Consider the following 18,837-nt stretch of genomic DNA (forward strand, 5'->3'; position numbering starts at 1 on the left):
TAACTAAAATTATTATTATGGCAATTTTAAGTAAAAAACTAATGAATTTCCTTTACGGAATGGGTGCGGCAGTTGTAATCGTTGGAGCTTTATTCAAATTAATGCACTGGCCTGGAGCAGGACCTATGTTGATTGTTGGATTATTAACTGAAGCAGCGATTTTCGCATTATCAGCTTTTGAAGCACCAGAAAAAGAATTAGATTGGTCTCTTGTTTATCCAGAGTTAGCTGGTGGAGATAATACTGTAGGTAAGAAAAAAGTTGAAAACCCAGCTGAAGCTCAAGGTCTTTTATCTCAAAAATTAGATAGTCTATTGAAAGATGCTAAAATTGATGGTGCATTAATGGAAAGTTTAGGTTCTAGTATTAGAAACTTTGAAGGTGCTGCAAAAAGCATCTCTCCAACTGTAGATTCAATTGCATCACAAAAGAAATATTCAGAAGAAATGTCTCAAGCTGCTGCTCAAATGGAAGCATTAAACAGCTTATATAAAGTACAGTTAGAAAGCGCTTCTAGAAATGCTGATGCTAATAAAGAAATTGCTGATAATGCAGCTAAATTAAAAGAGCAAATGCAGTCTATGACTTCAAACATTGCATCTTTAAACGCTGTTTACGGAGGTATGTTAACTGCTATGAATACAAGAGGATAATTAGTTTTATCGATTAAATTAACAAAATTTATTAATTAAAAAAAACTAATTACACAAAATGGCAGGAGGAAAATTAACCCCTAGACAGAAGATGATTAACCTAATGTACTTGGTTTTCATCGCAATGTTGGCATTAAATATGTCAAAAGAAGTATTAACCGCTTTCGGTTTGATGAATGAAAAGTTTACATCATCAAATTCAGCAGCAGGTGAGTCAAACGACAAGTTATTGCAAGTTTTAGAACAAAAAGCTGGTGAGGATGCGTCAAAGTTTGCTGAACCAAATAAGAAAGCGCAACAAATAGCAAAAATTTCAACGGATTTTTATGCATATTTAGAAGCTGTTAAGAAGGATATAACTAAAGATTTTCCTTTAGAAGATGGTAAATTACCATTTGAAGCTATGGATAAGAGTACAATTGATGAAGCTTGGTTTAAAGGAGATGGTTATTCTCCAAAAGGAACAGAAATTGTTAATAAATTTAACGAGTATGTTGCTGGAATTAAGAAGTCTTTAGGAAATGATACTGCGTATCAATTAATCATTAAGGATGTTGAGAAAAAATTCGGTACAGAAGATGTGAAAGATAAAGAAGGGGTCAAAAAGAAATATTTAGATTATCACTTTAAAGGATTTCCTGCAATTGCAACTGTATCAAAATTAACTGCATTACAAAATGATATTAAAGCAACAGAAACTGGAGCTTATAATGTGTTTTTAGGAAATACATATAAAGCGGCAGCTTCGATGAAAAATTATCAAGGAATTGTTATATTAGATAAAAGTGCATTCTTTGCTGGTGAAGCTGTTAAAGGAAAAATTGTTCTTGGTAAATATGATAATAAAACAGTACCTTCTTCAGTTGTTATAAATGGAAATGAATTAGATTTAGCTACTGCGATGGAAAACGGTGCTGCTAATTTTAGTATTCCTTCTGGAAATATTGGAGAACACAAAATTGAAGGTAAATTTACTTTCATGGAAGATGGTAAGCCTGTTCCTGTTGATATTACGGGTAACTATGTTGTTGTACCAAAACCAAATTCTGCTACTATTTCTGCAGATAAAATGAATGTTGTTTATCGTGGGGTAATTAATCCTATGACAATCTCTTTTGCAGGAATTTCAGATGATAAGGTTTCTGCATCTGCAGCTGGTTTATCTAAAGGTTCTGGTGTTGGAAAATATAATATGAACCCTGGTCAAGGTAGAGAGGTTTCAATTAATGTTAGAGGTACATTGCCAGATGGTACTGCTGTTTCTGATAGTAAAACTTTCCGTATCAAAGGTATTCCTGGTCCTAATGGGACAATTAGAGGAGAATATGCTGCTACAGGTCCTAAAACAAATTTAGAGGTTTGTTCAGTAGGTGCTAAATTAGAAGATTTCGATTTCGAAGTAGGTCTTAATGTTACTGGATTTACAATTAAAGTACCAGGACAACCTACTGTTTTAGTTTCTGGAAATAGAATGGATTCAAGAGCAAAAGCAGCTATTGCTAAGGCTCAAAGAGGTGATATGGTTGTAATTAGCAATATCCAAACTAAATTAGTTGGAGCGGGTAATTATATGTTACCTAAAACTTCACCTTGTACTTACGAAATTAAATAAGTATTACAATACAAGTTTATATATAAACTAAATAGAATAAAAAATGAATTGGAGAAAAATTATATTAGTAGGAGCATTAAGTTTAAGTTCAGCTTTAACTTTTGCACAGTCTAATCTTTTAAATGCTAAGACACCAGACCAAATTGGTCAAAAAACAGAGGCAGAATTAATTGCTGATAATGATAAACCTCTTCCTTATGGTTACGTAATGGATAGAGATGTCCTTATGGGTAAACGTGTTTGGGAATATATTGATCTTGATGAAAGAGCAAATTTTCCTTTGTACTTTCCAGTAGAAGGTGATGTTATGTCAACTAAGGAGAGACAACCTCTTTATAATGTCTTGATTAATGGTATTAGAGATGGTAAAATAACTGAGGTTTATGGAGATAGTTATTTCCAAGACAAAAAAACATTAGAAGATATTGAATCATCATTGGTGTTAATTGATACTTCAGATGTTGGTAGAGAATATTACAACGCTGGAGAAGCAATTCCTGAAGAGTATATTACTAAAACTTTAATTGAAGCATTTCACGTAGATGCTTATAAAACAGTTGGATACTGGTATTTCGATAAGCGTCAAGGTGAGTTAAAATACCGTATGCTTGGAATTTGTCCTGTTGTTCCAGATGTTTATACAATGAACAATGAGGAAAAAGATTTTATTGAATTATTTTGGGTTTATTTCCCAGCTTCAAGAGATGTACTACATGAGGCAAAATCTTTCAATAATAAAAATTCTGCAATGCCATTTTCATTTGATCATTTGTTAAATTCAAGAAGATTTACTAGTTTTATTTACCTTGAAGAAAATGTATACGGAGATCGTAAGATTAAAGATTACATGAAAGAAAATGCACAAATGCAATTATTAGAGTCAGAACGTGTTAAAGATAAAATACGTGACTTTGAACAAGATATGTGGAATTATTAATATAGATTTTCTCCAATTTTATATAAACTCTTATCATTTATTTGATAAGAGTTTATTTATTTTAATGATATGATAGATTATTTAATTGTTGGTTCAGGCATAGCGGGAATTTGTTTCTCAGAATTTGCTCTTAATAAAGGAAAAAAAATTGTTGTTTTTGAAAATTATTCACAACCTTCATCTAAAATAGCTGGAGGACTTTACAATCCTGTTGTTTTAAAGCGTTTTAGTGAAGTTTGGAAAGCTAAAGAACAATTAGAGCTTGCGTTGCCTTTTTATGCTAAAATTGAAAATAAATTAGGGATTAAGTTTGATTATAAAATTCCAATTTATAGAAAATTAGCATCAGTTGAAGAACAGAATAACTGGTTTCAAGCAGCTGATAAAGTTAATTTGTCCGATTTTTTATCTACGAATATTATTCCTAATAGATATTCTAGTGTTAATTCTTCATTTGGATTTGGGGAAGTTTTTCACACTGGCTATTTAGACGTTAAATGTCTTGTTGATGCTTATGAGGTTTTCTTAAAGGAAAACAATCTTATAAAGAATGAGCTTTTTGATTATGATAAGATCGAATTTTTTGATGATTATATTTTATATAATAATTATAAGGTTAAAAGCATAATTTTTGCCGAAGGTTTTGGTTTGCATGCAAATCCTTTCTTTAATGAATTGCCTTTAGATGGAACAAAAGGAGAATTGTTGGTAATTAAATCAAAAGATTTAAAAGTAGATGTCACAATAAAATCGAGTGTTTTTATTTTACCAATAGGTGATGATAAATATAAAGTTGGTGCAACTTATGATTGGTCAGATAAAACAAATCAACCTACTGAAGCAGGTCGAAATGAATTAATAGAAAAACTGGAAGAAGTGATCAATTGTGAATATGAAATCATTGAGCATTTTGGTGGAGTTAGGCCAACGGTAAAAGATCGTCGACCATTAGTGGGTACGCATCATCAATATGCAAATTTACATGTCTTAAACGGATTAGGTACAAGAGGTGTTATGTTAGCTCCTTTTTTAGCCAATCAACTATTTGATTTCATTGAAAACGGTACGCCTTTAGACAAAGAAATTGATATTAAAAGAATTTATAAAAAGAAGAATATTATTTAGATTTCCAATTTTTATCGTAATGAACAAATATGTTAATCCATATATTTCTTGATAATCTCATTGTTAATGGCATGAATGCAATAAGCGTCACGATTATGACTACAAAAGCTGTTTTTAAGCTACTATTTAGGAATACATATGAAATTATAAAAGCAGCAACAGAAAATGCAATTCCGAGCCCGTAACTGACATACATTGCTCCATAAAAAAATGAAGGTTCAATTTTATATTTTATATTACAGTGACTGCATTTTTCATGCATTTTGTAAATATTTGATAAATTGTAAGGATTTTTGTCTTCATACATGCTTTCTTCATGACATTTTGGACAACTTCCTGTTAAAATACTATTTAGTTTGGATCCTTTTTTTAACATTTGCAAAAAATTTATACAAAGATACTGTTTACACAAAGTAAATGAGTAACAATTGTAACAAAACTATCATGCTAAATATACATAATTTATCAGTTTCTTTTGGAGGAACGTATCTTTTTGAAGAAGTAACATTTCGTTTAGGTTCAGGAGATAGAGTTGGACTTGTAGGGAAAAATGGAGCAGGAAAATCGACTATGCTTAAAATATTGGCTGGTGATTTTAAACCTGACTCTGGTGTTATTGCTACCGAAAAAGAAGTGAAAATGGGATTTCTTCGTCAAGATATAGATTTTGAAGAGGGAAGAACTGTTCTCGAAGAGGCATATCAAGCGTTTGAGGAAATTAAAAAAGCAGAATTTCGAATTGAAGAAATTAATCATCAGTTAGCTACAAGAACAGATTATGAAAGTCAGATTTATTCTGAATTAATTGAAGAACTTGGAGAAGTAACTCATCATTATGAAATTTTAGGTGGTTATAATTATATAGGTGATACTGAAAAAATATTATTAGGTCTAGGTTTTAAACGTGAAGATTTTAATAATTTAACAAATACTTTCTCTGGAGGTTGGAGAATGCGTATCGAATTAGCAAAGCTATTATTGCAATCGAATGACATTTTACTTCTTGATGAGCCAACCAATCACTTAGATATTGAAAGTATTATTTGGTTGGAAGGGTTTTTGAGAAATTTCTCTGGAGTTGTTGTGATTGTTTCTCACGATAAAATGTTTTTAGATAATGTTACTAATAGAACAATTGAAATTTCGCTTGGAAAAGCTTATGATTTCAATAAACCTTATTCTCAATATTTATTACTGCGAGAGGAAATCCGTGAAAAGCAATTAGCAACACAAAAAAATCAAGCAAAAAAGATTGAAGAAACTGAAAAATTAATTGAAAAGTTTCGAGCAAAAGCGTCAAAAGCTTCAATGGCACAATCTTTAATTAAAAAGTTAGATAAAGTTGAACGAATTGAAGTTGATGAAGATGATAATTCGGTAATGAATATTTCTTTTCCTGTTTCGCAAGTGCCTGGAAGGGTAGTTGTAGAGGCAGAACATGTTACTAAAGCCTACGGAGAAAAAGTGATTTTGAAAGATATTTCGCTTTTAGTTGAAAGAGGAAGTAAAATTGCATTTGTAGGTCAAAATGGTCAAGGAAAATCTACATTCATTAAAGCAATTGTTGATGAATTTGAATATGATGGTACAATTAAATTAGGACATAATGTTCAGTTAGGCTATTTTGCTCAAAATCAGGCGGAATATTTAGATGGAGAAAAAACCTTATTAGATACAATGTTGGAAGCTGCTTTAGATTCAAATCGTTCTAAAGTTAGAGACATGTTAGGTTCATTTTTGTTTAGAGGCGATGATGTTGAAAAGAAAGTAAAGGTGCTTTCTGGGGGTGAAAGGAATCGTTTAGCCTTGTGTAAGTTGCTTTTACAGCCAATAAATGTTCTTCTAATGGATGAGCCAACAAATCACTTAGACATTAAGTCTAAGAATGTTTTAAAGGCTGCTTTGTGTAATTATGAAGGAACTTTGTTACTTGTTTCACATGATAGAGATTTTCTTCAAGGTTTAGCAAATGTTACCTACGAATTTAAAGATCAAAAAATTAAACAATATTTAGGAGATATCAATTTCTTTTTGGAACAACGTAATGCAAACGACATGCGTGCTTTTGAAACTAAAGATGTGCCTAAAGCTTCAAAAAATGTATCTGCAAACCAAGTTGAAAAGAAAGCCCTTTCTTATGAAGAGCAAAAAAAGCAAAAATCATTGCAGAATAGATTAAGTAAAGTAGAGAGCCAAATTAAACAATTGGAAAATGATATTCAGAAAGATGATAAAGAATTGGCTTCTAATTATGATAAATTAATAGAAAATGCTTCTTTCTTTATAGCTTATGAAAAGAAAAAGAAAGAATTGGATCAGTTATTAGAGAGCTGGGAGAATGTACAATTAGAGTTAGAAGGTTTGAATTAGATTTTTTCTAATTGCCCAATAATAAAATCACGTTGTACCAAAGTACCTAGTTTACTATTGATTGTTTCCGATTTAGTTTGAATGGTTGTGAGCTTAAAATCTGATTTTTCAATAAAAGATATAAATTTGGATTCATTATATTTAGTGAATCCAAATTCTGTAAAAGGAAGATTCTTCATAGACTCTTCTGTAACAAAAGTAATGTAGCATTTCCCTTTTTTCTTAAGTATTCTGAATATTTCATTTAATAAATAATCAGGTTCATCCCAAAAATAAAGAGTGTTTACAGTGAATATTTTATCTACTTAATTAGAAGCTAATGGAATGGTTTTTCCATCATATAAATAAAAAGAAGTCTGATTGATAAGTTCATTTTTTTGACAAAATTTTTCAGACTCTTGTTTCATTCATTAAAGGTGAAATATCTAAGCCGATATAAGATAGATTTGTTGCTTGAGTCAATAGATCTTTAATGTGATGTCCGTTTCCGTGACCTAATTCTAAAACGATGTCATTATCAACCAAAGATAGATTTGAGATTGTTTCTTTTGTCATGGTCATGTTTGTTTCATTCATTACATGTCCCATTTCAGTTCCGTTTTCTCCACTTGGATTTCTTAGCTGTGAAGCTAATTCTTTATAATCTTCTTTAGATAATTCTTTCATCTTAACAATTAATTATTTAAAAGGATGTCTTGGTTGCCAAATAACTTCAGGCTCTAACTTGTTGAATATTTTGGGTAATATTTTATTTATTAAACTATTAGTATGATAGATAAAACCTGTCATAATTACTGGTTTTGCACCTATTGAACTTTTTATTTCTAAAGCAGTTCTACCAAATGTAATCTTCTTAAAATTGTTTTCAATTCCAAATTCAGTCATGTTATAGATCATATTTAAATACAACATGTGTTCTTTCTGGAATTTTTCATCATAACCTAGAAAATAGGTTTCAAGCATTTCTTCATTTAAAAGAAGGGTGTGGAATCCAATAAGTATATCATTTTTATAATATCCGAATAATTTAAACCTTTTACCACATTGCTTTTTGAAAAAAGAAAAATGATTTTTAGAAAGGAAAAAAGTATTGAAAGGAGCGTTTAGCGCTACATAATGATACAATTCATAGATTCGTTCTTCTTCTTTCAGAATTTCTTCAAGAGATAATTCTTTTGTAGTTATTCCTTCAATTTTTTTATGAGCTCTTTTATATTGATCACGATATTTCTTTGTGAAATCACCAACATAATCGGCACTAGTTTTCCATTCATCAGATAAATGAAAAATCATATTAGGTTGCGTGTTGAATTCATATATCCGATTAAACTCATAACGTTTTAAGTCTTCAGTAAAATCTTTGTAGAAATCTTTATATGTAACAATATGAATTTTAACTTTCTTCTTTTTGAAATAATCAATTAAATGATCGGTACAATCGATAAGAATTCTACTAATTATTTTTGTGCTAACTTCTTTTTTAAAGGTAAAGCTATTTTCTCCAGTAATCATGTTGTTACCAAGAAATAGAACGTGGGAACAAAAGGACTTGAAAATAAAATTCCTTATATATGTTTTTAAACAATGATCTCTTTCTCCAAAAGATTCTAATTGATTTATATTTAAGTATTGAGCAATTGAAACACCAATTAGTTCAGACTTTTCAAAAATGCCTATAAAAAAACACTGCATATTTATTGGTGCGGAGTTTTGTAGAACACATAAATAGGGTCTTTGTAAAAAGTGATTCGATGAGGCAACACTATCCCAATTATCGGGTAATGTAGCAACATCTTTGTATATTCTAAAAGTAATGTTTTCCAATGTTAAAAAAATCGTCTCGCAAAAATAGGACGATTGATATATAATTAAATGTTAATTGATGAACAATTTTATTTTTTTATTGCCAAGCAGAAAGTATTCCACCCATGATAATCAAACTTGCAGTCCAGTATCCTGCATTAATAAAGATGTATTTCCAACTGCGTTGTTCGAAAAGGGAATTAGTTCCTAATACAGGTAAAACAAAAAACACACCCAATACTGCACCATGTAGCGCACCGTGTTTGAATGAAGAGAACTTACCACCATGTGCTTTTAAAAACGCTAAAACGTGTGGATCCATTCTGTCACCACCAGCTGCTTGTATAACACCAGTTTCGTGAATGACTAATGTTGGCATAATAAAAGCAAGGAGAATAGCAAATAGGAAAGCAAAACCGAAAATTTTTGCCATGTTACCTTTTTTTGCTTTTTCTTCAGTCATGCCAGATTCTTGCATCCAAGCAGTACCAAATACTTTTGGATTGTACCAAATTGCTCCAAGAGCAAACGTACTTAGTGCTGCAACTAAAATTGCTAAAAAATTCATAATTATAGTTTTTACTGGGTTAATTATATCAAATATAAGAAAAATTATTCATGAAAAAATGAGTGTTTTTTTTATGGTTTTCTTACAAGAAAAAAAGGAAAAAGAGCCAATTTCGTATTTATACGTACAAAATACCCTCAAAAATACGTATTTATACGTATTGATTTGTATTGATATTGTAACTAGATTTGAAAAGTTGATAATTTAAAATAAAGTAGAAAATAAATAAAAATGAATTTCATTTCAATAATTAGAGAGTTGCAAATTGGTAAGAGAACAATATTTTTTTCCGTATTAGGTCAAACTTATTATTTTCTTATTGCATTTTTCCTTTTTAAATCAGAATTAATAAATAGACTAGATGAGAATTTTATTTTTGATATCAAATTTTATTACATGATAGGAATAAGTTTCTTAATGTCTAGTATTTGGTTTTTCATAAACGTGGGGATTTCTTCATTTGTATTAATGTTTCATCCTTCAAGTATAAAATATATTGATAATCCATCAGGTGTGTTTATCAACTCTATGATTTCATCAATTGGATACTTAAGTTGTGCCATGTTATTGAATTTTATTCTAGATTATGATTTTAAACATTTTTTAGCCTATGCTTTTAGCTTTATAGCAATTAAAATTTTGTGGGTAATAGGAAAAAATCTATTTACGAGACGAAATTATAGGTTAGACAATACTATTTAATAATGTTTAATGCTTATAAATTGTAAGTAAAATTACAATAAATGAGTTACAATATTTTAAATGTTAAAGAAAAATGAATAACTTAGAGGCATTAACCCAAAACTTTTAATAATATGTCGATAAACAAAAATTCAGGTTCTGAAATTTCTTTGAGTGATGCTGTAGAACTAACGAAACAATTCCAAAATAAATTCCCTAAGGAAATTAAAGCTTCATTTGTGGGTGTAAATAGTTTAAATCTAATTCTAAAGCAAGAAGGCTGTGTAGGTATTCGTGTTTATAATGGTTATGATGTTGATTTAGAAAGGTTTGCTCCTGTTTTGGTAGGTGTGAATGCTGAGGGTAATGATATGACCGACGGTGTTATTTTAGATAAAATGAATCCATGTCCACAATATTGTGATCCTGAAAGTCCATTAGGAGGTGATAAATAAGAATAAAAAAGAGAGCAAAGTGTTCTCTTTTTTATTGATTGTTTAATGAAATTTATAAAATTGATTTATGATTAATGACAACCTAATGAATTTTATTTATGTGCTAGGTATAATTCCATTATTTTTATATATAATAAATAGAAAAGTTGGAGTTGCTACTTATTATTTCTTGCCTTTTTTGTCTTTGTTAGCATTAGCGAGTTTATATGAGTATGTTGGAACTTATTTATTAAGGTTAAATACGGGGTATTGGTTTAGAATATACTCTTTACTTGAGTTTTACGTTGTTTGGTATTTTTATTATAAAATTTTAGAATTTAAAAAATGCTATATAATCTATGGAAGTCTTTATTTATTGCTTTACGGTTACTTATTGATTGATTGGTCACCAAAAAATAAGATAATAGAAGACTTACCATTAACGATTGCTATAACACTTATGGTGGTAGTAAGTAGTTTTTTATGGTTTGTAGATGTTTTTAAGAAAATGGAAGACAAAGCATTATACCGTAGAACCGAGTTTTATTATATCTCAAGTCTTTTAATATACTTCACAGGAACTTTTTTAGTCTTTCTAATGGCTGACTATATTATAAATAATGATTCAATAAAATTACTTGATTATTGGGTTTTAATCATTATTTTTAACCTCATTCTTAGGGTTACATTAATATTTACAGTTTGGAAAGCACGAATCAAGTCGGAACATTAATTCTTATTGGAACAGGACTAATTACTTTATTAGTATTGTTTGTATTGTTTTTAGCCGTTTTTTATCAAACTAATATGATGAAAGTTAAGCGGAAAGAAGCAGAATTGTTACTTAAAACATCTTTAGAATCTGAAAAGATGGAACGTAAGCGAATTGCTGCAGATATTCACGATGGAGTATCAGGAGACTTAAATGCAATTCGTAATTTTTTATCTGTTTTGTATAAAACAGAACAAGATGAAGAAAAAAAATCCTTGTTTGAAGAAATAAAATCAGGAGTAGAAGCTGCTCTTGAAAATACAAGACTTGTTTCTTATAAATTAATGCCGCCTTTATTAGAATCTTCAGGTTTTATAGTCGCTCTTCAAGACTATTTTGACAGAATAAACAGTAAAACAATTGCAAATTTCTCTTTAGAAACGGATCTTGTTTTTTTTGATGTATCTAATGAAATATCCTACGAATTGTTTCGAATCATACAAGAATTCACTACAAATATGATTAAATACGGTAATATAACTAAATGTAGTATTGGTATAACTTTTGAAGAAAAAGTATATAATATTATAATTACCGATGATGGAACACCTTATAATTTTAAAGAATTATACCAAGTATCGAAAGGAACTGGGCTTAAAAATATTAATTCAAGGTTAAAAGTAATTGAGTCAGTTTTGAAACAAAAAAACGTAAGTGACGGAAATCAATTTTTGATATCTATTAAAAAAGTATAGAAATGAAAGTAGCAATTGTAGATGATCATCAGCTTTTTAGAAAAAGTTTAGCACATTTGTTGAACTCTTTTGACGATATAGAAGTAGTTTTTCAAGCCAATAATGGTAGAGATTTTTTAGATAAGCTAAATGAATTTAAAATTGATTTAGTATTATTAGATATTCAAATGCCTGAAATGGACGGATATCAAACCTGTAGAGTACTTAGAGATAAATACCCAGACATTTTTGTGTTAATCATTTCTCAGTTAACTACTAAAGAAAGTATTCATAAAGTAATGGAGCTTGGTGCACATGGTTTCTTTACCAAAAATTCAGATCCAGAACAATTACAGGGTGCAATTCTGAGTGTTAAAGAAAACGGATATTATTTTGGTCAAGAGTTAGGAAATATTATTAGAGAGGTGATGCTTTGGGAGAATAAAAAGCCCGAAGAAAACGGATCAATAGTTATAGATGAAGATTTATTAACGACTCGTGAAATAGAAATTATAAAATTCGTGTCGAATGGAAGTAGTAGTAAAGAAATTTCCGATATGTTAAAGATTAATGTTCGAACAGTTGAATCGCACAGAAGACACATTTTAGAAAAAACAAAAGCAAAGAATTTTATCGGAGTTGTAATTTTCGCATTGAAACATCAACTCATTGCAATCGATGAAATTTAGAAAAAAGACATCTTATTTCCAAAACTACGTATTTATACGTACAAAAAAAGGCTAAAAATACGTATAAATACGTATTGCACGGGTGAATTATTGTTCTTATATTTGGAGTGATAGTTAAGTGTTTTTAGCAGTGGTTTAAGATGTTTTATAAAATAAGCTGCTACAAGAGTCCAACTCGTAAAGAGTTGGGCTTTTTTGTTTTTTATAAAGTATTGTAAATTTGAAAGTTAAATGAAATACCAAAGAGAATAGGTATTATCACTTCTTAACTTTATTAATAGAAAGAATATACTTACGGAACTTGATTTGTATGGAGTGACCTTGATTTAATGACATTTTTTTATTCTGATTTTTTAAGAATCTGCGTTTTTTCTTATAAAGATCAAATAGTATTTAATAAATTATCAAAATAGAATATAAAAAAAACCTCATGCAATATGAGGTTTTTAATATCTAAACGTAGCGTTTTGGTAATGTGATTATTTTTGCTTCTTCGTAATATCGTCTAATAATTTAATTTGTAATAAAGATTCTGTCGAATTACCTCCATTACCACCTATAATCATATTAGTAGGAACTTGCATTTTCGATAACTCATGAGCCACTCCAATTCGCGTTTCTTTTTCAATTTGTGCTCTTTCTTGAGGTGTTAAACCAGCGTTTACTTTTAAACGGTTAGCATCAGCTTCTGCTTTTTCTTTAATTAATAAAGCTCTCGCTTCTAATTCGGCAGTTTTAACAGCAATTTCTGCTAATTGCCTGTTCGATTCTTCTTCTTTAACTCTAGTTTCTATCGCAATTAAAGTGTTTACCTGCATTTTCTCTTGTTTAACTCGTTCAGCTGCTTTGTCTCTTTCACCTTCAGCAACAATACGTTGTTGTGCTGCTCTAGCAGTTTCTACTTTTTGAATTTCAATAATTTTTTCAGCAGAAATATCACGTTGTTGTTTTAGTTTGTCTTCAAAGGCTTTGTTTAAGTCTACATCATCAATAATTACTTGTGCAGTAATAATCTTATTTACATTAATTTCATGTGGAATTCTTTTAGGAATGCCGTTTACAAAGATTTTTTCGTTACGAATGAACTTATTAATCTCCTTAATTCCTCTTTTCTTTTTAAGAACAGAATCTACTCCAACTTCATTATAGATAGTATCTCTAACTTCTACTTTTTTAACGACAAAACCGCCATTTTTTAAAGCGTCTTCAATTGTCATTCTATAATCGGTTGCTGAACCTGAAACGTAATCTTCAGCTGAATACATAAACGTTACATTCTTAAGTTGCTCAGAAACCGTTGGAAGCAAAGTGTTGTTAATTAAGTTAGAAGGTTGTCTGTAGGTTTCAACTAATTTAATAAATGCGATATCATCACTTGGCATTTCGAATCGTACGGATGCATAAACATTGGCATCTACTTTATCTATAAATCGAACGTTAATACCGTTTGGAATAATTCCTTCAATGCCTGTAACATCTTGTTTGTAGTTCCCTTTTTTGTCTAAAGCAACACATTTAATATCAATAAACTTTTCCCATTCTTGAATTTTACTAAAAGGGACAATGAACTTAATTCCAGGAGACATTATTGTTGAACGAGCACCCGTAGGACTTAAGATGTAATATTGATGTCCTTCTTTTGCAAAAATTACAGATTCTGCTAATAGTAACATAAATAATCCAAATCCAAAAAGAGCAGATCTTAATTTAAGATCCCACATGGCAATAAACCCAATATAAGGAGGAATTTTACTTCCGTTTTTAATTAGATCGTCATGTTTTTTACGAATAAATGGTTGAACAAATGTTATTGTAATTGCAAGAATTACAAATAAAAAGCCTAAAAATGTTAGCATGGTTAATAAATTAAATTAATACTATTGAGTTTGTTTTTGTAATTAGAACATTTTATTGGTGCTTGATTAGTTCTTTGCTAATTCAAGCTGGGTTTAAAACGAATTATTGTTTTAAATCTATTAGTTTTTTATGGACCGGTATTAAAAACTAGTTTAGATTTGTTCTATAGTAATTGTACGTTAAGTTATGTTAAAAAGTTACAAAAAAAGTTAAATATTTTTTAGAAGAATAATTTAAATTGCTAGTTATTAATGTTTTGAATCTTTTTTTCGAATTGATATTTTATGATGTATTTTGATAAAAAGAGTTGGAAATAAGTATAGAATGAATATATTTTTCGCAAAAAATATTTAAAAAAAATAAAGATTGAAGTATAGGGAGAGGTTAAATAAGCAGTAAAAAAAACACTCATTGCATGTTTAGCAAGCTTTCCAAGTGTTGTTCACGCAACAGTAAGCAATGTCAGTAATACAGTTTACAGGAATCATTGCTGCATCATTTGGACAATAATTACCTGGTGTTGGGCAAATAGAGCGGATACCTCCAAAAACCACTTTTTGTTCAGACTTGTTTAAAACATGACCGAATTTCGAAACTTTTTTCAACATAATTTTATAATTTAAGATTAATACCAACAATATACAAAAAGTTGCGATAACGATTTGTAAAATTCTAATGAATAATAGATGAAATTATAAAAACAAACTAGTTTTTCTTTGTTTTAAATAAAGTAGTAGGTTAAACAAAATACGTATTTATACGTATAAAAAACAGCTTGAATTACGTATAAATACGTACGAATTACATAAAATCAGTTTCTTTTAAAGATTTGATGAATAAAAACTTATTTATTTTAAAAATAGAATTAATCTTGCTTTTTTATTGGTTACATAAGTTTTCTAAGGTATTCGTTTCTGCGTTTTAATGATTATAAAATGAAAGTTTACTATCTTATTTTCCTAAAAATATATAAATCTGCTGTTGTTGTGTATCCAATTCCTTTTTGAGAATTAATTAACGATGTTATTGTAATGTTTTGTTTCTTTTTTGGAATGAAATAAGAGGAGAGATTTTCTTCAGAAATTTTATTTTTTCTATCACAATTTATTGTTGCAATAAGTGTAAAATTGTCATCTAAATACGCTACTCCTGCATCTGCATGGCTGTTATTTACTAATAAAAGGCCTCCTATTTTTAAATATTTTTTGCACGGTTGGGAAATGATTCCTCCATAATGGGATATTAATAAATCAAAAGACTCTTTTGCTAAAGGTAATGGACTGTTGTAGTTTTGGCCAAAAAACTGAATAGTAGTATCTTCTTGATACTTTTTTCTATTTATTGCCATCTCATTAACAAATTCCATCTCTTCAAAAAAAGATAATGCTCCCTTGTCACTATCTATATATGTAGTTTTTGGAAAAATAAAAGAAGGTGTAATATGTGCAAAACTACCAGGATATAAAACACTTTCAATAGCATACTTTGCCTTTAATGCTGTAAAAATCTCTTCTCTTTCAAAGTTACGGTCAATATAATATTTTTTATAGAGCGCTTCCATTTTGTCTTTTTTAATCATAATAATACTTTTTAGTTTGAAAAATAACATATATTTGTCGCAAAAATACGACATTAGTCTTTAAATTGAGAAATGAAAACAAAAAATATTTTAATCGAATCGGCTATCGAAGCGCTAAATGAAGATCAATCATGTAATATGGATGTAATTGCTGATAAAGCGAGGGTGTCGAGGAGAACACTTCATCGTTATTTTAGTTCCAGAGAACAAATGATTAAAGAATGTGTAGCAACTATTATGTCGAATATGCTTGTTGATGTAAAAAGAGTTCTTGAAACTGAGAAAACGGCAATTAATCAACTACAACAAATGTTTGAAGACGATATTAAGAAAGGGCAACATTTTGAGTTTTGTAAAAAATTTGCAGATGAATTCATGGAAGAAAAAACAAAAGCAGAATTTAAAGAAATGGGAATCTTGTTTTATAAACTTTTAGATAAATTGAAATCACTAGGAATTATTGATGTGCAACTTTCTAATGAATGGTTGTCTTATGTCTGGATGGGAATAGTAAGAAGTACTAATCAAGCATTAAAAGATGGAATTATTGCTCCAAAAAAAGCGAATGAGTTAGCATGGAAAGCTTTTTCTAGTGGAGTTGTAATTTAGTAGAACATTAGTGAATAGTAATTGGTTTAAGTTCGATTTTTTGTTTGTATAAAATGTGAAAAATAATGATAACATGATAAATAATATAGAATTAGATGTAGTTATTGTTGGTGGTGGACCAGCAGGAATGAGCGCAGCCTTAGTATTGGGAAGAGGGTTGATGAAAACGGTTATAATAAATGAAGAGAAACCAAGAAATTTAATCACGCAAGCATCTCACGGAATTCTTACTCGCGACGGATTTCATCCAAGTGAGTTTCTTGAAATTGCAAAAAGGCAATTGGAGCAATACAAAACTGTGACATATAAAAAAGATAGTGTTGTTCAAGTTAAAAAAAATGAATTGGGTTATAAAGTAAAGACAAATGAGGGTGATGTTTTTGTTGCTAAACGAATTTTATTCGCAACTGGGTATAAAGATAATTTAGCAGCTATTAATCTTAATGGAATAGAAGCGGTATATGGAAAAACAGTATTTCCATGTCCTTTTTGTGATGGATGGGAAAGAAAAAATGAATCATTAGCCTTGTTTGGAAGTGAAGAAGGAGTAGGGCATTTTGCAAAAATAATTAGTAATTGGACAAACGATTTAATTGTATTTACTAACGATAAAAAACCAATTGGTAGTGCAGAGAAAGAGACTTTAAAGAGAAATAATATTAAGGTTGTAGAAGAGAAAATAGAAACATTAATTTCAGAAAATGGATGTCTTAAAGAAGTAAGGCTTATTAATGGAGAAAGTATAAAAAGAACAGGTGGATTTCTGTTTAGTACAGGTGAAAAGCAAGCAACAGATATTCCTGAAAAATTAGGGGTAGAAGTATCTGAAATAAGAACGTATCAAGCAAACGATTGGGGAAAAACAACAATTGAGGGGATTTATGTAATTGGAGATGCAAAAAATAATTTTACAGGAATCATTGGTGCTGCATCAGAAGGTTCTCTAGTTGCGGAAATGATTATATATGAAATTATTGAAGAACGCTGGTTGAGTTAACAGTAGGAGATAGTGTTTTTTAGTATTTCATAAGCTTTAATAATTAGAATTATGTGAGTAGCTTTTTTTAGTTAATCTAGAGTTTCTAAATTCTCTTCCTCCATACTTTCTTTTTTTTACTTTGTAGAAAGTAATCAAATCATCTCTTGTTTTATCTCTTTTGCAACAAACATTGAATAAGAATAAAACTGAAAAATATGAATAAAGCCATTCCAATGATTAGCTTATATCGCTTTGCGATGCTAATTTTTATAAACCATTTAAATTTATAAACCATGTTTGCAGAAACCGTATATACTATATATAAAAGCTTGCCCGAAGCAGAGAAGACACGCTTTATTGCGATGTTGAAAAAAGAATTGAAAGTAAAAGAAAAACCAAGGAAAAAGAAAGCGAGTGATGTTAAGAGTAAAGAGGAGTATTTAGATATTGTCTATAGAATTTTGTCAAACAGAAAAAAACGCACTAACTAATAATGCACACCCTAACGATTCGTAAGTTTTTTTGTGTTTATTTCCTTGACGTTGAGGATACATAATTTGAGCTAATTAGTTTTTACTTCCGAAAATCAATCATCAATCAAAAAACGTAATCAATTATGAGTATAAAACGAGTAAGTAAAAAAGAAGCATTAACCTCATGCGGAACAAAACTAAAGAAAGGCTACAAATATGTAAAAGGTGGAGGTGTGGTTAAAGTAACCGCTAAAAAGAAAGCCAAATCTAAGAAAAGTAAATTTTCTTAATGCTAAAAAAACTGTTGCAATTTTTGTTGCAACGGTTTTTTTGTTAAGTTGGATTTAGAATTAGTTACTTTTTAGTGGTTGTTGTGTATTATACCTTGTACTAATAAGATTTAAGTTGTAAAATTTTGTAGGTAGCCTTTTAAATAGTTTGCAAAATCCGAAGGATAAAACTTTTAAAAATAGTGATTATTAGAAACGTTAATATTTTTGGTGTTAAAAGCGCCTATTTTGTTAAATATCAGAAGTTTAATGGTGGTATTGATTTAGTTTTATTATTTTTATAACTATACATTCCCTGTACAGGAGCAGTCTAAATCTCAACAGACTTTACTATTTTGAGAATAATAATAAAAAAATAAAATATCATGTTAAATAAAATTTCTGAGTTATCGGGAGTAAAAGTCCTTGATAAAAGTAAACAAAAAAACATATTAGGTGGAGACCCCATTTTTATACCAGCAAAGCGTTGTGCTTATGATAATTATAGTGCACTTATTGAAGGTTGTGCAGTACAACCGCCTGATAATTCTACTCAGCTGCCCACTTGTATTTATATTTGTGAGAACGGACGATGGGTAAAACATCCCTATTGATATAGATTAATTAATTAAGACTTGTGAGTACGATTTTGTATTCATAAGCCTTTTTGTAGTTAAAAAGTATTCTAATTTGCTAGTTAATTTAGTTAGTTATATGTGACCCTAGCAACACTATGTTTTATAAAATTCATAG

At 29.5% G+C, this 18,837-nt stretch carries 23 protein-coding genes and 1 pseudogene; 15 read left to right on the forward strand and 9 right to left on the reverse strand.

Annotation, left to right across the window (positions count from 1 at the left end; all coding sequences use genetic code 11):
• The first annotated feature begins 17 nt into the window (after positions 1–17).
• The 4 genes from porL to L2Z92_RS10475 all read left to right on the forward strand — a co-directional run bounded on the left by porL (position 18) and on the right by L2Z92_RS10475 (position 4,327).
• The gene (gene porL / locus L2Z92_RS10460) at positions 18–653 is read left to right on the forward strand and encodes a type IX secretion system motor protein PorL/GldL (protein WP_236452809.1); all 636 of its coding nucleotides are present in this window, start codon (positions 18–20) and stop codon (positions 651–653) included.
• Positions 654–711: 58 nt separating this feature from the next.
• Positions 712–2,265: a type IX secretion system motor protein PorM/GldM gene (gene porM, locus L2Z92_RS10465; protein WP_236452810.1), complete on the forward strand. Its 1,554-nt coding sequence runs from the start codon at positions 712–714 to the stop codon at positions 2,263–2,265.
• A gap of 43 nt (positions 2,266–2,308) precedes the next feature.
• The gene (gene porN / locus L2Z92_RS10470; protein ID WP_236452811.1) at positions 2,309–3,202 is read left to right on the forward strand and encodes a type IX secretion system ring subunit PorN/GldN; all 894 of its coding nucleotides are present in this window, start codon (positions 2,309–2,311) and stop codon (positions 3,200–3,202) included.
• Between the two features lie 69 nt (positions 3,203–3,271).
• Entirely contained in the window at positions 3,272–4,327 is a 1,056-nt protein-coding gene (locus L2Z92_RS10475) for an NAD(P)/FAD-dependent oxidoreductase (protein WP_236452812.1), read from the forward strand.
• Here L2Z92_RS10475 and L2Z92_RS10480 read toward each other — a convergent pair.
• Positions 4,320–4,703, reverse strand: coding sequence for a DUF983 domain-containing protein (locus L2Z92_RS10480; RefSeq protein WP_236452813.1), 384 nt, complete (start codon positions 4,701–4,703; stop codon positions 4,320–4,322). The two genes, L2Z92_RS10475 and L2Z92_RS10480, sit on opposite strands and share 8 nt — an antisense overlap.
• A 68-nt stretch (positions 4,704–4,771) precedes the next feature.
• On the opposite strand from L2Z92_RS10480, the gene abc-f reads away from it, so the two are divergent.
• Complete coding sequence (gene abc-f, locus L2Z92_RS10485) at positions 4,772–6,697, forward strand: ribosomal protection-like ABC-F family protein (RefSeq protein WP_236458845.1); 1,926 nt, start codon at positions 4,772–4,774, stop codon at positions 6,695–6,697.
• Here abc-f and L2Z92_RS10490 read toward each other — a convergent pair.
• The 5 genes and pseudogenes from L2Z92_RS10490 to L2Z92_RS10505 all read right to left on the reverse strand — a co-directional run bounded on the left by L2Z92_RS10490 (position 6,694) and on the right by L2Z92_RS10505 (position 9,068).
• Positions 6,694–6,876 (reverse strand): hypothetical protein, encoded by a 183-nt coding sequence (locus L2Z92_RS10490; RefSeq protein ID WP_236452814.1) that lies wholly within the window; start codon positions 6,874–6,876, stop codon positions 6,694–6,696. The two genes, abc-f and L2Z92_RS10490, sit on opposite strands and share 4 nt — an antisense overlap.
• Before the next feature lie 33 nt (positions 6,877–6,909).
• Positions 6,910–6,993, reverse strand: a pseudogene (locus tag L2Z92_RS21495) (class I SAM-dependent methyltransferase); the annotation flags it as partial.
• A gap of 94 nt (positions 6,994–7,087) precedes the next feature.
• Positions 7,088–7,363: a class I SAM-dependent methyltransferase gene (locus L2Z92_RS10495; RefSeq protein WP_236452816.1), complete on the reverse strand. Its 276-nt coding sequence runs from the start codon at positions 7,361–7,363 to the stop codon at positions 7,088–7,090.
• 12 nt (positions 7,364–7,375) lie between these two features.
• Positions 7,376–8,521 (reverse strand): GNAT family N-acetyltransferase, encoded by a 1,146-nt coding sequence (locus tag L2Z92_RS10500; protein ID WP_236452819.1) that lies wholly within the window; start codon positions 8,519–8,521, stop codon positions 7,376–7,378.
• A gap of 76 nt (positions 8,522–8,597) precedes the next feature.
• A complete protein-coding gene (locus tag L2Z92_RS10505) occupies positions 8,598–9,068 on the reverse strand; it encodes a DUF1761 domain-containing protein (protein ID WP_236452822.1) in 471 nt (156 codons plus the stop codon).
• A gap of 231 nt (positions 9,069–9,299) precedes the next feature.
• On the opposite strand from L2Z92_RS10505, the gene L2Z92_RS10510 reads away from it, so the two are divergent.
• The 5 genes from L2Z92_RS10510 to L2Z92_RS10530 all read left to right on the forward strand — a co-directional run bounded on the left by L2Z92_RS10510 (position 9,300) and on the right by L2Z92_RS10530 (position 12,318).
• Positions 9,300–9,770, forward strand: a complete 471-nt coding sequence (locus L2Z92_RS10510; RefSeq protein WP_236452823.1) for a hypothetical protein — start codon at positions 9,300–9,302, stop codon at positions 9,768–9,770.
• 113 nt (positions 9,771–9,883) lie between these two features.
• Complete coding sequence (locus tag L2Z92_RS10515) at positions 9,884–10,204, forward strand: hypothetical protein (protein ID WP_236452824.1); 321 nt, start codon at positions 9,884–9,886, stop codon at positions 10,202–10,204.
• 85 nt (positions 10,205–10,289) lie between these two features.
• Positions 10,290–10,916, forward strand: coding sequence for a hypothetical protein (locus L2Z92_RS10520; protein WP_236452825.1), 627 nt, complete (start codon positions 10,290–10,292; stop codon positions 10,914–10,916).
• Positions 10,886–11,650 carry a sensor histidine kinase gene (locus tag L2Z92_RS10525; RefSeq protein WP_236452826.1) on the forward strand — a complete coding sequence of 255 codons (765 nt, stop codon included), beginning with the start codon at positions 10,886–10,888 and terminating at the stop codon, positions 11,648–11,650. Before L2Z92_RS10520 ends, L2Z92_RS10525 begins: the two co-directional genes overlap by 31 nt.
• Positions 11,651–11,652: 2 nt before the next feature.
• On the forward strand, positions 11,653–12,318 hold the full coding sequence (locus tag L2Z92_RS10530; protein ID WP_236452828.1) for a response regulator transcription factor: 666 nt from the start codon (positions 11,653–11,655) through the stop codon (positions 12,316–12,318).
• A gap of 479 nt (positions 12,319–12,797) precedes the next feature.
• On the opposite strand, the gene L2Z92_RS10535 is transcribed toward L2Z92_RS10530, so the two are convergent.
• The 3 genes from L2Z92_RS10535 to L2Z92_RS10545 all read right to left on the reverse strand — a co-directional run bounded on the left by L2Z92_RS10535 (position 12,798) and on the right by L2Z92_RS10545 (position 15,754).
• The gene (locus L2Z92_RS10535) at positions 12,798–14,174 is read right to left on the reverse strand and encodes a flotillin family protein (protein WP_236452831.1); all 1,377 of its coding nucleotides are present in this window, start codon (positions 14,172–14,174) and stop codon (positions 12,798–12,800) included.
• A gap of 420 nt (positions 14,175–14,594) precedes the next feature.
• Positions 14,595–14,783 (reverse strand): hypothetical protein, encoded by a 189-nt coding sequence (locus L2Z92_RS10540; protein WP_236452833.1) that lies wholly within the window; start codon positions 14,781–14,783, stop codon positions 14,595–14,597.
• 338 nt (positions 14,784–15,121) lie between these two features.
• Positions 15,122–15,754: a hypothetical protein gene (locus tag L2Z92_RS10545; protein ID WP_236452835.1), complete on the reverse strand. Its 633-nt coding sequence runs from the start codon at positions 15,752–15,754 to the stop codon at positions 15,122–15,124.
• A 72-nt stretch (positions 15,755–15,826) separates the two neighbouring features.
• On the opposite strand from L2Z92_RS10545, the gene L2Z92_RS10550 reads away from it, so the two are divergent.
• From L2Z92_RS10550 to L2Z92_RS10570, 5 genes are all read left to right on the forward strand, one after another.
• Positions 15,827–16,363 (forward strand): TetR/AcrR family transcriptional regulator, encoded by a 537-nt coding sequence (locus L2Z92_RS10550; protein WP_236452836.1) that lies wholly within the window; start codon positions 15,827–15,829, stop codon positions 16,361–16,363.
• Positions 16,364–16,436: 73 nt separating this feature from the next.
• Positions 16,437–17,360, forward strand: a complete 924-nt coding sequence (locus L2Z92_RS10555; protein WP_236452838.1) for an NAD(P)/FAD-dependent oxidoreductase — start codon at positions 16,437–16,439, stop codon at positions 17,358–17,360.
• A 275-nt stretch (positions 17,361–17,635) separates the two neighbouring features.
• Positions 17,636–17,833, forward strand: a complete 198-nt coding sequence (locus L2Z92_RS10560) for a hypothetical protein (RefSeq protein ID WP_236452841.1) — start codon at positions 17,636–17,638, stop codon at positions 17,831–17,833.
• Positions 17,834–17,958: 125 nt separating this feature from the next.
• Positions 17,959–18,105, forward strand: coding sequence for a hypothetical protein (locus L2Z92_RS10565; RefSeq protein ID WP_236452842.1), 147 nt, complete (start codon positions 17,959–17,961; stop codon positions 18,103–18,105).
• Positions 18,106–18,470: 365 nt separating this feature from the next.
• A complete protein-coding gene (locus L2Z92_RS10570; protein WP_236452843.1) occupies positions 18,471–18,698 on the forward strand; it encodes a hypothetical protein in 228 nt (75 codons plus the stop codon).
• Positions 18,699–18,837 lie beyond the last annotated feature (139 nt).

This window comes from Flavobacterium jumunjinense, from assembly GCF_021650975.2.
Lineage (GTDB): Bacteria > Bacteroidota > Bacteroidia > Flavobacteriales > Flavobacteriaceae > Flavobacterium > Flavobacterium jumunjinense.

What these genes read in the sequence shown, in the direction of transcription:
- L2Z92_RS10555 (WP_236452838.1), top strand. Translation starts at nt 16,437, where the DNA reads ATGATAAATAATATAGAATTAGATGTAGTTATTGTTGGTGGTGGACCA.
- L2Z92_RS10560 (WP_236452841.1), top strand. Translation starts at nt 17,636, where the DNA reads ATGTTTGCAGAAACCGTATATACTATATATAAAAGCTTGCCCGAAGCA.
- L2Z92_RS10545 (WP_236452835.1), bottom strand. Translation starts at nt 15,754, where the DNA reads ATGATTAAAAAAGACAAAATGGAAGCGCTCTATAAAAAATATTATATT.
- L2Z92_RS10520 (WP_236452825.1), top strand. Translation starts at nt 10,290, where the DNA reads ATGAATTTTATTTATGTGCTAGGTATAATTCCATTATTTTTATATATA.
- L2Z92_RS10475 (WP_236452812.1), top strand. Translation starts at nt 3,272, where the DNA reads ATGATAGATTATTTAATTGTTGGTTCAGGCATAGCGGGAATTTGTTTC.
- abc-f (WP_236458845.1), top strand. Translation starts at nt 4,772, where the DNA reads ATGCTAAATATACATAATTTATCAGTTTCTTTTGGAGGAACGTATCTT.
- L2Z92_RS10530 (WP_236452828.1), top strand. Translation starts at nt 11,653, where the DNA reads ATGAAAGTAGCAATTGTAGATGATCATCAGCTTTTTAGAAAAAGTTTA.
- L2Z92_RS10480 (WP_236452813.1), bottom strand. Translation starts at nt 4,703, where the DNA reads ATGTTAAAAAAAGGATCCAAACTAAATAGTATTTTAACAGGAAGTTGT.
- porL (WP_236452809.1), top strand. Translation starts at nt 18, where the DNA reads ATGGCAATTTTAAGTAAAAAACTAATGAATTTCCTTTACGGAATGGGT.
- L2Z92_RS10515 (WP_236452824.1), top strand. Translation starts at nt 9,884, where the DNA reads ATGTCGATAAACAAAAATTCAGGTTCTGAAATTTCTTTGAGTGATGCT.
- L2Z92_RS10570 (WP_236452843.1), top strand. Translation starts at nt 18,471, where the DNA reads ATGTTAAATAAAATTTCTGAGTTATCGGGAGTAAAAGTCCTTGATAAA.
- L2Z92_RS10535 (WP_236452831.1), bottom strand. Translation starts at nt 14,174, where the DNA reads ATGCTAACATTTTTAGGCTTTTTATTTGTAATTCTTGCAATTACAATA.
- L2Z92_RS10510 (WP_236452823.1), top strand. Translation starts at nt 9,300, where the DNA reads ATGAATTTCATTTCAATAATTAGAGAGTTGCAAATTGGTAAGAGAACA.
- L2Z92_RS10550 (WP_236452836.1), top strand. Translation starts at nt 15,827, where the DNA reads ATGAAAACAAAAAATATTTTAATCGAATCGGCTATCGAAGCGCTAAAT.
- L2Z92_RS10495 (WP_236452816.1), bottom strand. Translation starts at nt 7,363, where the DNA reads ATGAAAGAATTATCTAAAGAAGATTATAAAGAATTAGCTTCACAGCTA.
- L2Z92_RS10490 (WP_236452814.1), bottom strand. Translation starts at nt 6,876, where the DNA reads ATGAAGAATCTTCCTTTTACAGAATTTGGATTCACTAAATATAATGAA.
- L2Z92_RS10540 (WP_236452833.1), bottom strand. Translation starts at nt 14,783, where the DNA reads ATGTTGAAAAAAGTTTCGAAATTCGGTCATGTTTTAAACAAGTCTGAA.
- L2Z92_RS10565 (WP_236452842.1), top strand. Translation starts at nt 17,959, where the DNA reads ATGAGTATAAAACGAGTAAGTAAAAAAGAAGCATTAACCTCATGCGGA.
- porM (WP_236452810.1), top strand. Translation starts at nt 712, where the DNA reads ATGGCAGGAGGAAAATTAACCCCTAGACAGAAGATGATTAACCTAATG.
- L2Z92_RS10505 (WP_236452822.1), bottom strand. Translation starts at nt 9,068, where the DNA reads ATGAATTTTTTAGCAATTTTAGTTGCAGCACTAAGTACGTTTGCTCTT.
- porN (WP_236452811.1), top strand. Translation starts at nt 2,309, where the DNA reads ATGAATTGGAGAAAAATTATATTAGTAGGAGCATTAAGTTTAAGTTCA.